Origin of the sequence: Acinetobacter haemolyticus, assembly GCF_003323815.1 — a bacterium.
GTDB classification, from domain to species: domain Bacteria; phylum Pseudomonadota; class Gammaproteobacteria; order Pseudomonadales; family Moraxellaceae; genus Acinetobacter; species Acinetobacter haemolyticus.
The window spans coordinates 1,266,711-1,281,215 of the sequence record NZ_CP030880.1 but is presented as its reverse complement, the minus strand read 5'-3'; the positions used below and the strand labels follow the sequence as shown (position 1 = coordinate 1,281,215).

The 14,505-nt window shown below is 38.2% G+C and carries 17 protein-coding genes and 1 pseudogene; 7 read left to right on the top strand and 11 right to left on the bottom strand.

The annotated features are described in order from the left end of the window. The first annotated feature begins 54 nt into the window (after window positions 1–54). Together rpsU and DS737_RS05765 are read left to right on the top strand one after the other, a co-directional pair. Entirely contained in the window at window positions 55–270 is a 216-nt protein-coding gene (gene rpsU / locus DS737_RS05770; RefSeq protein WP_005084707.1) for a 30S ribosomal protein S21, read from the top strand. A 29-nt stretch (window positions 271–299) separates the two neighbouring features. Continuing rightward, complete coding sequence (locus DS737_RS05765) at window positions 300–746, top strand: GatB/YqeY domain-containing protein (protein ID WP_004639869.1); 447 nt, start codon at window positions 300–302, stop codon at window positions 744–746. A gap of 75 nt (window positions 747–821) precedes the next feature. On the opposite strand, the gene DS737_RS05760 is transcribed toward DS737_RS05765, so the two are convergent. From DS737_RS05760 to DS737_RS16375, 6 genes and pseudogenes are all read right to left on the bottom strand, one after another. Beyond that, window positions 822–1,181, bottom strand: a complete 360-nt coding sequence (locus DS737_RS05760) for a hypothetical protein (RefSeq protein ID WP_004639872.1) — start codon at window positions 1,179–1,181, stop codon at window positions 822–824. 36 nt (window positions 1,182–1,217) lie between these two features. Next, window positions 1,218–1,583 (bottom strand): GFA family protein, encoded by a 366-nt coding sequence (locus DS737_RS05755; RefSeq protein WP_113997013.1) that lies wholly within the window; start codon window positions 1,581–1,583, stop codon window positions 1,218–1,220. 33 nt (window positions 1,584–1,616) lie between these two features. Next, the gene (locus tag DS737_RS05750) at window positions 1,617–3,059 is read right to left on the bottom strand and encodes a M48 family metalloprotease (RefSeq protein WP_005084702.1); all 1,443 of its coding nucleotides are present in this window, start codon (window positions 3,057–3,059) and stop codon (window positions 1,617–1,619) included. 124 nt (window positions 3,060–3,183) lie between these two features. Beyond that, window positions 3,184–3,771 (bottom strand): 1-acyl-sn-glycerol-3-phosphate acyltransferase, encoded by a 588-nt coding sequence (locus tag DS737_RS05745; RefSeq protein WP_113997012.1) that lies wholly within the window; start codon window positions 3,769–3,771, stop codon window positions 3,184–3,186. Window positions 3,772–3,872: 101 nt separating this feature from the next. After that, window positions 3,873–4,838, bottom strand: a complete 966-nt coding sequence (locus DS737_RS05740) for a 2-hydroxyacid dehydrogenase (protein WP_113997011.1) — start codon at window positions 4,836–4,838, stop codon at window positions 3,873–3,875. Window positions 4,839–4,855: 17 nt separating this feature from the next. Next, a pseudogene (locus DS737_RS16375) lies at window positions 4,856–5,245 on the bottom strand (hypothetical protein); the annotation flags it as partial. A 529-nt stretch (window positions 5,246–5,774) separates the two neighbouring features. Between DS737_RS16375 and DS737_RS05730 the strand changes: the two are divergent. The 3 genes from DS737_RS05730 to DS737_RS05720 all read left to right on the top strand — a co-directional run bounded on the left by DS737_RS05730 (window position 5,775) and on the right by DS737_RS05720 (window position 7,819). Next, window positions 5,775–6,875: an MBL fold metallo-hydrolase gene (locus tag DS737_RS05730; protein WP_008942021.1), complete on the top strand. Its 1,101-nt coding sequence runs from the start codon at window positions 5,775–5,777 to the stop codon at window positions 6,873–6,875. Window positions 6,876–7,017: 142 nt separating this feature from the next. Next, window positions 7,018–7,365, top strand: coding sequence for an ArsR/SmtB family transcription factor (locus DS737_RS05725; RefSeq protein WP_017394480.1), 348 nt, complete (start codon window positions 7,018–7,020; stop codon window positions 7,363–7,365). Then, the gene (locus DS737_RS05720; protein WP_113997009.1) at window positions 7,355–7,819 is read left to right on the top strand and encodes an SRPBCC family protein; all 465 of its coding nucleotides are present in this window, start codon (window positions 7,355–7,357) and stop codon (window positions 7,817–7,819) included. The genes DS737_RS05725 and DS737_RS05720 overlap by 11 nt, the downstream gene beginning before the upstream one ends. A 75-nt stretch (window positions 7,820–7,894) precedes the next feature. Here DS737_RS05720 and DS737_RS05715 read toward each other — a convergent pair whose 3' ends face one another. Next, window positions 7,895–8,755 (bottom strand): LysR family transcriptional regulator, encoded by an 861-nt coding sequence (locus tag DS737_RS05715; protein ID WP_113997008.1) that lies wholly within the window; start codon window positions 8,753–8,755, stop codon window positions 7,895–7,897. A 173-nt stretch (window positions 8,756–8,928) separates the two neighbouring features. Between DS737_RS05715 and DS737_RS05710 the strand changes: the two genes are divergently transcribed. Continuing rightward, window positions 8,929–9,693, top strand: a complete 765-nt coding sequence (locus DS737_RS05710; protein WP_113997007.1) for a sulfite exporter TauE/SafE family protein — start codon at window positions 8,929–8,931, stop codon at window positions 9,691–9,693. Between the two features lie 32 nt (window positions 9,694–9,725). On the opposite strand, the gene DS737_RS05705 is transcribed toward DS737_RS05710, so the two are convergent. Both DS737_RS05705 and DS737_RS05700 read right to left on the bottom strand, forming a co-directional pair. Continuing rightward, entirely contained in the window at window positions 9,726–11,024 is a 1,299-nt protein-coding gene (locus DS737_RS05705) for a Y-family DNA polymerase (RefSeq protein ID WP_113997006.1), read from the bottom strand. Window positions 11,025–11,028: 4 nt separating this feature from the next. Next, window positions 11,029–11,640, bottom strand: coding sequence for a LexA family protein (locus tag DS737_RS05700; protein ID WP_004639896.1), 612 nt, complete (start codon window positions 11,638–11,640; stop codon window positions 11,029–11,031). 289 nt (window positions 11,641–11,929) lie between these two features. Here DS737_RS05700 and DS737_RS05695 point away from each other — a divergent pair, with 289 nt between their 5' ends. Beyond that, entirely contained in the window at window positions 11,930–12,160 is a 231-nt protein-coding gene (locus DS737_RS05695) for a hypothetical protein (protein ID WP_004639899.1), read from the top strand. A gap of 144 nt (window positions 12,161–12,304) precedes the next feature. Here DS737_RS05695 and DS737_RS05690 read toward each other — a convergent pair whose 3' ends face one another. Both DS737_RS05690 and DS737_RS05685 read right to left on the bottom strand, forming a co-directional pair. Then, entirely contained in the window at window positions 12,305–12,532 is a 228-nt protein-coding gene (locus tag DS737_RS05690; RefSeq protein WP_026056278.1) for a hypothetical protein, read from the bottom strand. A 458-nt stretch (window positions 12,533–12,990) separates the two neighbouring features. Then, window positions 12,991–14,493: a tripartite tricarboxylate transporter permease gene (locus DS737_RS05685; RefSeq protein WP_005089731.1), complete on the bottom strand. Its 1,503-nt coding sequence runs from the start codon at window positions 14,491–14,493 to the stop codon at window positions 12,991–12,993. Between the last annotated feature and the right edge of the window lie 12 nt (window positions 14,494–14,505).

The following is a 14,505-nucleotide window of genomic DNA, read 5'->3' as shown; positions in this document are numbered from 1 at the left end:
TGCGATCTAGTGCATTGTGCGTTAGATCTTATCCATAATCTTAGAGGATTTTACATGCCACAAGTTAAGTTGAAAGAAGGCGAACCAGTAGACGTAGCTATCCGTCGTTTCAAGCGTTCATGCGAAAAAGCGGGTGTTTTAGCTGACGTTCGTAAGCGCGAATTCTATGAGAAACCAACTCAAGAACGTAAGCGTAAAAAAGCTGCTGCAGTTAAGCGTTACCAAAAGAAATTGTCTCGCGAATCTGTACGTACTACTCGCCTTTACTAATTAATTTGTGATTGACTGCTGAAAAGACTATGACGACTTTAAAAAACCAAATTACTGACGTATTAAAAAATTCAATGCGTGCCAAAGATATGGCAACAGTAACGGTAATTCGCGGTCTACAAGCAGCAATTAAGCAAATCGAAGTCGATGAGCGCATTGAGCTTGACGATGCTCAGGTTCTTGCGGTCATTGAAAAGCAAATTAAACAACGTAAAGAATCGATCAAAGCCTTTTCTGGCGCTGGTCGAGATGATTTAGCTAGTAAAGAACAAGCCGAAGTTGAGGTTATTTCTCAATTTCTACCAGCAGCTATGACTGAGGAAGAACTTGATTCTATCATTGAGCAAACGATTGCTGCTCAAGAAGCTACTAGCATGAAAGATATGGGTAAGGTGATGAATTCTCTACGTCCGATCATAGCCGGGCGTGCCGATCCTTCACAAGTATCTGCTAAAATTAAAGCAAAATTAAGCTAATCTGCTTAACTCTCATTTATATTCCCTATTTTGTAAAATTGGATTCATTGCAATAATGAACCCAAAGTCTTTCGATTATTTAAATTCACACTGAATATTATATTTTTTCAGCATTTGCATTTCCTTTGACTCAGTGACTTGCTCAATCACATTTTGTTTGGTCATACTGGCATACTCTCTCGGTAATTGTGATCTATTTTTTTCAATTGCTGCATAAGAGTCTTGAACATATTGATTCACAATGTCACAGTATTTGGCCTGTTGTGCAGGCGTAAATTGTGAAAGTTGTGGATCTAAACTACGAAGAAAGTTCCGCATATCTTGCGCATAAGTTGTCGTTATTTTTTCTACTGTACGCACATATTGTTCAACTGAAGCCGCTGAACAAATCCCCATAAAACCAATTGCACAAATAAAAACAATAATTTTCTTCATCAATTTCTAACTTCTTTAACGCTCAAGCCTGCCATATTATCTTACTTCAATAAATTTTGGCTTATGCTCGGTAAAAAATTCTTCTGTCGGTGCAGGAATATGCCCCTCAGTCACAGTGCCTAGACGCAATCGGATCACATTGGGCAAGTCAGTACGATACGAATAAATTGGACTACCACATTGCTGACAAAAAACGCGTGCTTTATTTGGTGTATGGAAATATTCTTTGAGTTGATCTCTCCCCTTCACAAACTCAAACTTGCTTTGATCAAGTGGGCTATTCCAACCTGCAAATGCACCTTGTGCTTGCTGACATTGTTGACAATAACACAAGATACTATTTTCGATCTCTGCATGATATTGATATTGCACAGCCCCACATAGGCATTGTCCTTTAACCATTCGCTCCCCCAATTACACTTTTTCTAATAAGAATTAAATTTTTCTACGGCGGTCATCTTGCATTTGTTTTAAACGTGCATCAATTTTTGCAGACATTGCCATATTACCTTTTGCCAATCGTTGCGCATGAAGCAATGACTTAATCGCATTCTCTTCATAACCAGACCAATACTCAACCTCAGCACGATAACATAAGACATTGACAGCTTGTAATGGTAACTCTTTATCTAAATTTGCAGCACGTTGTAATAGTGCCCAACCTTGAATATCTCTCTGATTTTTATGGATGAAGCGCTGCACCAAACTTTGCGCTTGTGCTACCTGCCCCTGTCGAATCAATACTTCAGCAAACTTATAGGACAAAGCTCTATTTTCAGGCATAGTTTTTTGGATTGAACTAATCGCATCATGTGCTTGTGCTAATTTATTTTGACCCAGATAAATATCAGTTTGGATCAAAGGCACCAATACATGTGACTTTAATCTATTTTTGACCAAATCAAGATTTGCCTGAGCTTGAGTATAATCACCTTGTTCAAGATAAAATTTACTCAGTGCCAGTTGAGCTGCAGTATTTTTTTGATTTGCTAATGCTAATAACTGAATTTCGTTGGCTTGATTAGACGTAACGGTGGTATACCATTTCAGTATTTCAAAATCGAGATCATAAATTTTAGGTTTAACCCGTGGTAATTGATTGGCACGTAAACGAGCTTCACTCATACGTTCGGTGGTTAATGGGTGGGTCAACCAGAAGTCTGGTAAAAAACTCACTCGACTAGTCGCGCGATGCATGGTTTCGAAATAATCTGCCATGCTCTGAGGGTTATAACCTGCGGCATACATAAATTGCATACCAATACGATCCGCCTCACGCTCCTGATTACGACTATAACTAAGCTGCTTATCGATCAATGCAGCTTGCGTTCCCATCATGACAGCAGATCCAACATCACCATCTGCCTGTGATGCAATCGCTGCGCCAACAAGAATCCCAGCGAGAGCAAGTAGTCCCTGCCCCTTAAATGCTTCTTGTGAGCGACTATAATGACGTTGAGTAACATGGGCAATTTCATGCGCCATAACACCCGCAATTTCATCCAAATTTTTTGCTGATGTAATCAAACCTGTGTTCAGGGCAAATAATCCACCTGGCACAGCGAACGCGTTGATTTGAGGATCTTTAATAACGATAAGACCAATTGGTTGCCCAAGTTGAGTTTGACTAAGAATCCCTGAGAAAACCTGTAGAAATTGATCTTCTAACCAAGCATCTTGAATGGTTGGCATTTGTCGATGCACTTGTCGATATACTTTTTCACCGATAAATTTTTCTTTTTGTTGATCAAGCAAACCAACGCCGCTGCCAATATCAGGCACTTCTGTTTGTCCCGCTGTTTGAGATGGCAAGAAAATCTGAGTGTGGCTAATTTGAGTGGTGGCAATTAAGCCACATGCGAGTAGCAGCGATCTCAAGTGGTTTCTCTATGATTCTAATGGAGAAAATTAATATAACATCGAAAATGAGAAGAATTTGCAACAAAGTGTTATAGAAGACAGCTTTCCTGTCTTCTTTTATATCCGAACAATCAAATGTAGATTATTTGCTCGATGTATAACGTTGGTCAACACTAAATTTCTCTGGAAATTTTGCGTGAATATTTTCATAAAATGCCATGATCTCTGTCATATCTTTTTCGTAGTCACCCGAAGGATAGACAATTTTTCCAACTCCTGTTTTTTTCTTGGCGTAGTCCATATAAGCCAGTGCAATTGGCAAACCTGCTGCCACAGCCACATGGTAAAACCCTGTTTTCCATTGTTCTTGTTTAGCACGGGTTCCTTCTGGAGTGACAAGCATCACAAGCTTAGGATGGGTTTTAAACAAATCACTCATGAGCTGAACCATACTTGGTCGCTGTTGATCTTGTTGTTTCACACTGCGATCAATTCCAATCCCTCCCATTGCGCGTACAAATGGGCCAAAAGGAAATTTCATATAACTATCTTTAATCGTTAGACGAACATTCACTCCTAACGCTTTAAGCGCTAAACGCGCATATAACGCATCCCAATTACTGGTATGTGGTGCTGCAATCATGACACATTGATCAATATCCAAATCCCAATGATTGTCAATTTCCCACCCCATTAAGCCTAAACTCTGCTCAGCTAATTTCTCGAACACACGCACCCCAAGACCAAATCACAAAGGGCGCAAGTGTATCAATATTAAGCAGGCTTAAAAGATAGTTGAGTACAATTAATCAGCAATCAAGTTGTAAGCAATTATTCAAATTTTGGATTGACTAAATAGCGGGGTACGTGATCTTCTAAAGCATCAATCAGGTTTTGATAAGCGAGATTCACCATCTTTTGGCGTGTTTCCAAAGTAGCTGAACCGATATGTGGTGCAGTGACTACATTTGCAAGCTCAAATAACGGGGAGTCTTGTAAAGGTTCTTTTGCATAGACATCCAAACCTGCTGCAAAGATTTTATTCTGTTGCAATGCCTGAATAAGTGCATCTTCATCGACAACGGAACCACGTGCAATATTCACGAACACTGCATGTTTTTGCATGAGATCAAATTGTGCTTCACCCATCAGTGCTTTTGACTCATTATTTAGATCCACCGCAACCACGACAAAATCAGATTGTTGTAATAATTGATCTAATTCTCGATATTGCGCATTGACGGCTTGAGCAACTTCGATTTTTTCACGGCGGTTATGATACAAAATATTCATATTGAAACCATAAAAACCGCGACGTGCAATGGCTGCACCAATATGACCTAACCCAATAATACCAAGGGTTTTACCGAAAACATCCACACCAAATTGATCAATCGGTACAGTCCGTTTCCATTGTCCTTGCTTGGTCCAACTATCTAATTGCGGAATTTTACGTGCCGCACTCAGTAGCAAACTAAAAGCTAAATCCGCTGTTGTTTCAGTCAATACATGTGGCGTATTCGCAAGCCAAATTTTTCTTTGATTTAGATACTCAACATCATAGTTGTCATAGCCAACTGAAACAGTCGAAATGATTTTTAGTTTTTGTGCAGGTGCTAAATTACTTTCATTGAGTAAACGTCCTGCACCAATCATGGCATCTGCGTCAACGACTTCAGTACGGATTTGCTCGTTAATATCCCCTAGTTTAGGGTTGAGAACCACAACCTGATAACTTTGTTGTAAGCGCGCTAAAACGTCTTGATCAATTTGACTAAATACAACGACTTTCTTCATTCTGAGCTTTCCATTTCCTACGACTGCATAAGCTGCCATAACCGTCTTTTTAATAAAGGTTGAGCAATCATTTCCTCTAAACTTGCAAGATGCAATATATTGGTATGTTGAATAAAATCGAGCTGGCCAAGGCAAAGAATTTTTTTATTGTTTGCTGTTGCATCTAAAAAGCCTTGAATATAAGACGAAAGTCCACGACTTTCCTGAAAAGCGGCCAGTGGAAATGGCCATTTCAATTCAGCATACTGACCAAGTCGAGCTTTTTGAATATTTTGCCATAGTTGTCGTTGTGCATCATTTAGCTGACTACTTTCCAATAAAATAGCGCAATTTTCTAGAACGTACATCTGCAACTCAAACGCTTGGACTGGCGCAGTAATGACGATTTGCTCTTTTTCTACAACAGGAGCTTGTACAACGGACTTTTCAACAAGATCAACCTGTTGTGAACTCTCTCGGACTGTCGCTGGCTGAGTTTCCACAGATGCCATTGGAGCATCTTGAATAATATGAGCACTGTTCGGTATAGGTTCACTATATTGAGTCGGTTGATCAATGATCTGATCTCGCCACAGACTTGGTGCAGTATTTTTTTGACATACAACGTCTCTAGGAATCCAAACATCTATTCCCATCGCCGCTAATATGTTTCTCTGCTGCCCAATCATCTTATTTACTCATTTTATTCACAGTGATGAATACTGTTATCCACACATAGTCTAGCATAAACCACCTCCCGCTAATGGCTTCGTTTTGCTCAATCATGTCACCGCTGACTTACTTTTTTCAGCTTTGCATGATCACAATAAAAATTAAGCTATATCACGATCACGACATTTTCATTCATCGACTTTTTATCAAGGTTTCATCATTTTGTCGCTTTTACTTTCTATTAATATTGACTATCGAATGCTCAAATAAAAGGTAATGCGATTTATGCTTATTGTTTTTGCTCTCGCTCTAAGCCTACTTATTTTTATCTGTTTTCTCTATACACGACACCCTCTTTTTGGAAAACTCCCCTCTGGAGAACGACTACAACGTATCCAAAACTCTCCCAACTATAGACAAGGTCAATTTCGCAATCTCACCGAAAAACGAGGCATGACAGATTGCTCCCACACCTTCATTGAACTATATAGAACCTTTATTAAAACCATTCCGCATCGTCACCCCAAAGATATTATCCCTTCGGTTAAAACCAACTTACGGACTCTCAATCCTCAACAGGATGTCATCATCTGGTTCGGGCATTCTTCTGTTTTTATGCAGCTCCACGGTAAAACTTTTTTAATTGACCCAGTCATGAGTGGCAAAGTCTCGCCTCTGCCTTGGGGAACTCGTGCTTATCGAGGAACTGATATCTATACCGTCGATGAATTACCTGATATTGATTATTTACTGATTTCACATGATCACTATGATCATTTGGATTATAAAACTATTTTGCAATTAAAGAACAAAGTCAAATATGTGATCACTGGACTCGGTGTTGGTGAACATTTTGAATATTGGGGTTATCCCAAAGACATACTGATTGAAAAAGATTGGGGAGATCGCATTGAGTTTGACGATGGTATCACCATTATCACCGAGACCACTCATCACGACTCAAGACGTGCTTTTGATGGCGGCAAAAACCTATGGATTTCATTTATTATCCAATCACCAAATAAAAAGATTTTTTACACAGGCGATGGCGGTTATAACAAACATTTTGTTGAAATCGGTGAAAAATATGGGCCTTTCGATTGGGCATTGATGGAAAATGGACAATATGATGCCGCTTGGCATGCGGTACATTGTCACCCGAATGAGGTTGCTCAAGCCACTGAGGAATTGAATGCACGTAATATGATTCCTGTACATCATTCCAAGTTTAGTTTAGCCAAACATCCGTGGTATGAACCAATTACTAGAATTACAGAATATTCAAAATCGAGAAAGTATCGACTTGCAACACCGATGATTGGTGAGTTAGTTGAACTCGATAACGATCATCAGCGCTTTAAACAATGGTGGGAAAATATTCGGTGAGCTCACTAACGAGTTTGAGCATTGAATATCAAACCATCATTTTTTATTTATGAGCATGTACTACAACTGAGTTACTGGGAAACTTAGCCTTTTGGATAAGTTTTTCTTGACTTGTGTTTTTTTTGAGCTAATACTTAGCTATATGGCTAAGTATGATTCGCAACTCGATCTTTTATTTAATGCTTTAAGTGACCCAACACGCAGAGCTATCTTGACTCGTCTGTCTCATGGTGACGCGACCACGACATCATTAGCAGAAGAACATGCGATGGCACTGCCTTCTTTTCTGAAACACCTAAGAAAACTAGAAGAAGCTGGACTCATCACAACCCTAAAAAATGGCAGAGTCAGAACATATGCACTGAGCCCAAATGCCTTAAATCCTGTGCAACACTGGTTACATCAACAACAAACCATGTGGGAAACACGCTTAAATCAATTAGAAGACTACGCACTCAATTTACAAAGGAAAAGAAAAAATGAACCTTGACCCTCAAACAGATCTAAAACTAGAGCGAACCATCAATGTACCACGTGAATTACTCTGGGAATGTTGGACTACGCCAGAGCATATTAAACATTTCTTTATTCCCAAGCCTCACTCAATTGTGTCTTGTGAAATTGATTTAAGAGTTGGAGGAAAATTTAATACGCTATTTGATGTCGATGGTAATCAGATCCCGAATCACGGCGTATTTTTAGAAATTATTGAGCATGAAAAATTAGTGTTTACTGATGCTTATACTGAAGATTGGAAACCAAGTGAAAATCCGTTTATGACGGCGATTATTTTGTTTGAAGACCTTGGTAATGGCTCAACCAAATATACAGCGATTGCACGTCACCGCACACCCACAGCTCGACAACAACATGAAGACATGGGCTTTTTTAGTGGCTGGGGAACTGTGGTCGATCAACTCGAAGCCTATGCAAAAAGTTTATAGTTGCTTTATACCATCATTACAAGACAGGCTTCGACCTGTCTTTTTTAATTTGAGCTAAACTCCCCCCTAGATACATCAGCATACTGACTTTAGTAAATCTATAAAAACATCTTTTGCATGATGCCCCTTAGATTTCTTATTCCAAATAAAATAGCTTTGGATAGATGGTATCTGTTCAAAAGAGTACCCTCGTATCCCACCTATTCCTTTGAATTGCTCATAAACACTTTTGGGAACCAGTGATACCCCTGAACCAGCACTAATACATCCTAGAATTGTTGCATAACTTGCCATACTCGTAATTTGCACAGAGACATTATTAAGGCTCAACCAATGTTCTAAAGCGCTGCGATAAGGACACCCCACTGGCCACATATAGATATCTTTATCAGATAAATCCTTTGGATGCTTTAATTCACCCAAGGATGGTGAAGCAATTACAATCAACTCCTCCTTATAAATCTTCAGCCGTTCAATAGATGGATGCTTTTGATCAACTGCTATAATTGCTCCATCCAGTTTAAACTCTGAAACATCCTTGATCAGTTGTGGCCAAGTTCCTGTACTAAACTGAAGTTTAACCAATGGATATTCTTGATGGTATTGAGATAATAATTTCGGCAATCTACTGGTCGCAGATGATTCAATTGCACCAATTTTTAATACGCCAGAAGGCGGTGCGTTCATACTGATTGCACGACTCGCTTCATCGCATAAAAATAAGATTTCATTTGCATATTCAAGAAAAATAACCCCAGATGGACTAATGACTAATCCTCTCCCTTGTCGAATAAACAACTGAGTACCCAATTCTTCTTCAAGCAGTTTAATTCGGGTGGTTATATTCGAAGGGACGCAATGTAATAATTCGGATGCTCTGATAATGCTTCCAGTATCCGCAACCGTTTTGAACATTCTGATTTGGGCTAATTCCATTTTAACTATTCATTTTTATAGAATTTAAAACTCAATATAAGTCATTTGTAATCAGCATTCAATTATCGTAATTTCAACAATAACGACTACTTCTATGTATTAAGCGTTGAAGTTAAAAGTCTATTTATAACACCAATTTTTAAGATTTAAATACAATCTATTGGTTCACTATTATGATTGATGAAACCACCCTCATTATCTTGGGACTTTTTGCCTTTTGTGGTGGTTTAATTGATGCCGCTGTCGGTGGTGGTGGTCTAGTGCAAATACCAGCCTTACTACATGCACTACCACAACATAGTATTGCCACCGTTTTGGGCACAAATAAATTGGCTGTATGGGCTGGAACAGCATCATCTTTCTTTCGATATGTACACAAAGTTAAGTTTGTTTGGAAACTTCTAATCCCCACAATGCTTTCAGCTTTTGTATTTGCATTTATTGGCGCTATGTCAATCGCTCATATCCCAAAGCAGTTTATGACATATAGCGTTTTATTCTTGCTCATCATCATGGCCGTTTATACTTTTCTAAAAAAAGATTTAGGAGCGTATAGCACTAATATCAAATGTGGTCATAAAGAAATTTTTTTAGGCATCGTTTTTGGTGGGGTTATTGGGTTTTATGATGGCATTTTTGGTCCAGGCAGTGGAAGCTTTCTACTTTTCCTTTTTGTCAAAGTATTTGGTTTTGATTTTCTCAGTGCCTCCGCATCCGCGAAGGTAGTGAACCTAGGTACATTTAGTGCAGCACTGCTATTTTTCATACCAACTGGTCATATCCTCTGGGAGATCGGTTTAATCATAGCATTCTGTAATATTCTGGGTTCTTTTGTCGGAGTTTTTTTAGCACTACATTATGGTAGTCAGTTTATTAGAATATTTTTCCTGATTTTGTTAATTTTCCTTATTATCAGAATGGGAATATCTATATTTTAAACCACTAAAATTTATATAAACTCTAAAACAATCTACCCAACCCTTAACACATCCTCCCACTTTGTTAGGTAGCTTGGTGATTTATGGTTTTGGGTCATTCCCCACGCTCGCCCTTGAGGTCCAATCAAGCGTCCAAAAGTCATTACATCTCGCCCAAATCGCTCATTAATTTCATCAACCGCAACCGAAAGATTTTGTCGGGTCAACATTTCTTCTGTGTTATAAAACAAATCAACGGCATGACGATGTTGAGGAATAATATCTAACAAAATCACCTCTGCTTTTTTATAGCGATGCCCCGCCTGATAAATCCGATCTAAGCCCTGTTGTACCGCTTTCATAATCACTAAACGGTCATCACTATAATCGACCAAATACACCACCGTAAAAGGCCGATAATACGCGTCTTTATTGAATCGATTGGTGCGGATACTTATACCCACGGCTTTACACAATAATTTTTGTTTTCGAAGTCGTTCCACCGCGCGCAAAGTAAATTCAGTAAGCGCACCACTGAGACTACTTTTATCTTCAATCGGTTGTCCAAATGAACGACTACTTAGAATCTGCTGACGATCAGAAATGACATCTTCGATTTCTAAACATGCAACGCCCTGAAGCTCTTTAACCGTATTTTCCAATACCACCGAAAAATGCTTACCCATCCTTTTCGGATCAGTTTGTAGCAAATCCATCACAGAGTAGATATTCATTTTTTCCAAACGCTGACGAATTTTTCGTCCCACCCCCCATACCTCTCCTACAGGGGTGTGCATTAATAAATCCTCGATGATGCAAGGATCCTCATCAACGAGATTACAAACTCCGTTAAAACTGGCATGCGTTTTTGCCAAATGATTTGCGAGCTTTGCTTGCGTTTTTGAATAACCAATCCCAATACAACAAGGTAAACCCAACCATTTCTTTACAGTAGACAGAATCTGAAATGCATATTTGCTTAGATCATAATGATGTTGATAAGCTGTAAGTTCTAAAAAGCACTCATCTATTGAATAGACTTCCTGCTCACAAGGATCAACAAAGCTTGCCAAGATATTCATAAATCGCCGAGACATTTCTGCATACAAAGCATAGTTACTTGAAAATACAGCAACATGATGCTGGCGAATGATCTCTTCAATTTGGAAAAATGGTACAGCCATTCGAATACCCAATTGTTTTGCCTCATACGAGCGGGAAACAACACAGCCATCGTTATTCGACAAAACCACCACAGGACGATTCTCTAGCTTTGGGTTAAACACACGCTCACAACTAACATAAGCATTATTTACATCGACCAAAGCAAAAATACGTTGTGGTAATGGCATAAGTTTATCTCATTGGTTTCAAGTTATAGGTCACGACGCCCCAAATCACCAACTCCTGTCCTTCAGTGATATAAATATTTTGATAATCAGGATTTTCTGCTTTTAGCCAAACTTTTGGAGGATTAAAATGATGATCAATCATTAATCGTTTTACAGTAAAGTCATTATCAATCAGAGCAATCACAATATCACCTGACTTGGCAGGAATACTTCGATCCACCACTAAGGGATCATCAATATCAATTCCAGCATCCAACATTGACAGTGAATTGGCTTTCACGATAAATGTTGAGTTTTCATTTCGAATTAAAAACTCATTTAAATCCAAAGCTTGCTCGACATGATCTTGAGCAGGTGAAGGAAAACCTGCTGCAACACGTTCAGTTGCTAGTGGAATATGATAAATTCGATCATTCTTTGCCTGCACGTTTTGGATTTTCATTGTCGAAGTCAAATCATTTCGTGCGCCAGTTTTGACATTATTCAGTAACCATTTTTTGATGAAATCGACCTGAGATTCAGGAACACGAATCACTTTGGTCGGTTCACTGAATTGGGCTTTTCGTCCTGCATTGGCTCTGGCTCCACCATGCTCCGACTCAGTCTTTTTGGACATAACTCCCCCTTACCCAAGTTAAAAATGCTTTCAATTAATTTAACTTGAAAAAGTTACAAATTCAAGTTGACGAAAAATTAATTTTGCATAACAATGAATTTCATAGATCAGATTTTAGCTTGTTCAGTCAAAACAAGGATGTTGAACAAATTAAATTACTGTTTTAAATGAATAACTTAATGCACAACTCTTGTATCAAAGACATTAAGTTATTGATCTAATTCACGAATATATTTGATCTCTAAGTAGTAAGCTTTATGCAAATATTTTTGATGTGGAGACATGAAAAATGAACAATCAACGCGATGCTATTCTTGGTTATGCTGACGAACAACATGCTTTCTTTATTCGTCTCATTGAGAACAATACTGTTCTTGGTAATAGCTATGGAATATTCTGTGAGAACGAAAATAGTGAAGCTGCTGAAAGTATTATGACGACACTATTTTTAAAGAAATCTTTTTGGTTAAATGGTTCTGAGTTTAAAGATATTGTGAAAGGACTTAACCCCATTACTTAGTATATCCGTGTAATACTCCCAAACATGAACTTCAGAATAATCAACAATGATAATGAATCAATTAAGTCAAATTAAATTAAAGCCCACTGATTTTATACAAATCAATGGGCATTTTTATTCGGACTAGAATAGATCATTTCATTATTACACTAGTCTTTTATCATTCACTAAAGCAACTAATTTATAAATTTTCCCATCAAACTCATCTTCAAATAGCAAATCCATATTTGGAAAGATCGCACGACCCTCTATTTCAATATGCTCTACTCGTTTGAAAAATGAAACCTCATGGTCCTCAAGTTCATTCAATTGCGCAATAACAATTGATTCATTTTCTTCTTGATCCTTTACCCTTACCGTGACCTTATTCATATTCATGAGTAATTCTCCCGATTCCCAATTTTATCTGTATAGAACTATGTAAAAATTTCGAATGCTTGTCGACTATGGCGTTGTAACAAGAGTTATAAGTATTATATTTTTATTGCCAACCCACATAAGGCATTGAATTTTATTATTTAAAAATAAAATAAGTTGTATCTTTATTTAACCATCGGGTTACAAAGAAATGCTTTGTTTCACAAACACAAAAGTACATCCCTAAACCATATATCGATGCAGCTAACTTAATTCAACTTATGGAGTGACGATCAATTTTTCTTATCTAAACGAGTAATCGGCTAGATGCAATCTCCATATAACCAAGGCCATCGTAATTCAAAATAATTCATAGCAATAACAACAATGTCCGCAAATACAAACCCAAAGAGTTGAAAGTAATCTTTTCCATAATCATAAAAAAGGTCAGGAATCCTGACCATTAAAAGAGCTTATTTCCGCATTTGTCTTTTGACAAATAAGTATTTTCTGACAAATGGTAAAATCAGAAGCAATCCTGACATCACCCACAAGCCTATACTTATATTGCTATCCCACAGAATGTTTAGCTCGCCATGAGAAATAGAAAGAGCACGACGTAGATTGGACTCCATTAACTCACCAAGGACAAAGCCTAAGATTAAAGGAGCCAATGGAAAATCAAATTTTCTTAATATATAGCCGACAACACCTAAACCAATACACAGTAATAAATCAAAAATCGTACTATGAATTGCATAAACACCGACGAAACTAACTGTTGCAATTACAGGGATAAGAATATAGTTAGGAATATTAAGTAGTTTGGCAAAAAAACCAACTAATGGTAAGTTTAAAACTAAAAGAATAATATTCCCAACCATCAGTGAAGCAATCAAAGCCCAGACTAATACAGGTTGTTCTGCAAACAGTTGAGGGCCTGGTGTAATGTTATATAACGTCAAAGCTCCCATCATAACGGCTGTTGTACCCGATCCAGGTACACCCAAAGTTAGCATGGGAATAAATGATCCACATGCAGCGGCATTATTTGCACTTTCTGGGGCAGCCAATCCTCGTAGGTCTCCTTGACCAAACTTACCTTTTTCACCTGCCAGCTTACGCTCAGTGGTATATGCCATAGCACTCGCTACACTTGCCCCCGCCCCAGGTAAAATTCCTGAAAAAAATCCAATGAATGAACTTCGAATAATGGTTGCTAATGAGCTCAATAACTCTTTTAAATTAAATAAAGATCTTTTGCCTTGAGCAAGTACAACTTTTCCAACGGTTGTTCTTTCCAATAGTAGAAGAATTTCACTGACACTGAATAAACCAATTACGATGGTTGTAAAAGCAATACCATCACTTAACCCCACACTATCAAAAGTAAAACGATATACGCCTGTAATTGCATCCATACCAACCGTGGACAAACCCAACCCAATCAAAGCCATGATTAATGTTTTAAAGGGCTGCGTGCTCACCAAACCAGTTAGACACACAATCGCAAAAACCATCAAAGCAAAGTATTCTGCTGGCCCAAATGCAATCGCCCAGTTCGCTAAAATCGGTGCAAAAAAAACAATTCCAATAAAAGCAACCATACTTCCAATAAATGAACTCACTGAGGAAAGTGATAAAGCAATACCAGCTTTACCTTGCTGAGCTAAAGGATAGCCATCCATCGTGGTCATAATGGCACCAGCATCACCTGGAACATTAATTAAAATTGCCGAAATTCGCCCTCCATACTCACAACCCAGATAAACTGCAGCAAGTAAAATTAATGCGCTCTCAACTGGCAAACCCAATGCATATGCAAAAGGTAAAAGTATCGCAACACCATTAATTGGCCCCAAACCAGGAAGCAATCCCACAATAGTTCCAACAAATGCACCAATAAATGCAATTAATAAATTTTGTGGCTGCAGTGCAACTTCAAAGCCAGTCATTAAGAAACTTAATACGTCCATAAATTTGTCATC

Coding starts and splice junctions, on each gene's coding strand:
- DS737_RS05755 (WP_113997013.1), bottom strand. CDS start 1,583: ATGGTTAAAGGACAATGCCTATGTGGGGCTGTGCAATATCAATATCAT.
- DS737_RS05700 (WP_004639896.1), bottom strand. CDS start 11,640: ATGTCCAAAAAGACTGAGTCGGAGCATGGTGGAGCCAGAGCCAATGCA.
- DS737_RS05710 (WP_113997007.1), top strand. CDS start 8,929: ATGATTGATGAAACCACCCTCATTATCTTGGGACTTTTTGCCTTTTGT.
- DS737_RS05725 (WP_017394480.1), top strand. CDS start 7,018: ATGGCTAAGTATGATTCGCAACTCGATCTTTTATTTAATGCTTTAAGT.
- DS737_RS05685 (WP_005089731.1), bottom strand. CDS start 14,493: ATGGACGTATTAAGTTTCTTAATGACTGGCTTTGAAGTTGCACTGCAG.
- DS737_RS05760 (WP_004639872.1), bottom strand. CDS start 1,181: ATGAAGAAAATTATTGTTTTTATTTGTGCAATTGGTTTTATGGGGATT.
- DS737_RS05765 (WP_004639869.1), top strand. CDS start 300: ATGACGACTTTAAAAAACCAAATTACTGACGTATTAAAAAATTCAATG.
- DS737_RS05695 (WP_004639899.1), top strand. CDS start 11,930: ATGAACAATCAACGCGATGCTATTCTTGGTTATGCTGACGAACAACAT.
- DS737_RS05705 (WP_113997006.1), bottom strand. CDS start 11,024: ATGCCATTACCACAACGTATTTTTGCTTTGGTCGATGTAAATAATGCT.
- rpsU (WP_005084707.1), top strand. CDS start 55: ATGCCACAAGTTAAGTTGAAAGAAGGCGAACCAGTAGACGTAGCTATC.
- DS737_RS05715 (WP_113997008.1), bottom strand. CDS start 8,755: ATGGAATTAGCCCAAATCAGAATGTTCAAAACGGTTGCGGATACTGGA.
- DS737_RS05720 (WP_113997009.1), top strand. CDS start 7,355: ATGAACCTTGACCCTCAAACAGATCTAAAACTAGAGCGAACCATCAAT.
- DS737_RS05690 (WP_026056278.1), bottom strand. CDS start 12,532: ATGAATAAGGTCACGGTAAGGGTAAAGGATCAAGAAGAAAATGAATCA.
- DS737_RS05730 (WP_008942021.1), top strand. CDS start 5,775: ATGCTTATTGTTTTTGCTCTCGCTCTAAGCCTACTTATTTTTATCTGT.
- DS737_RS05740 (WP_113997011.1), bottom strand. CDS start 4,838: ATGAAGAAAGTCGTTGTATTTAGTCAAATTGATCAAGACGTTTTAGCG.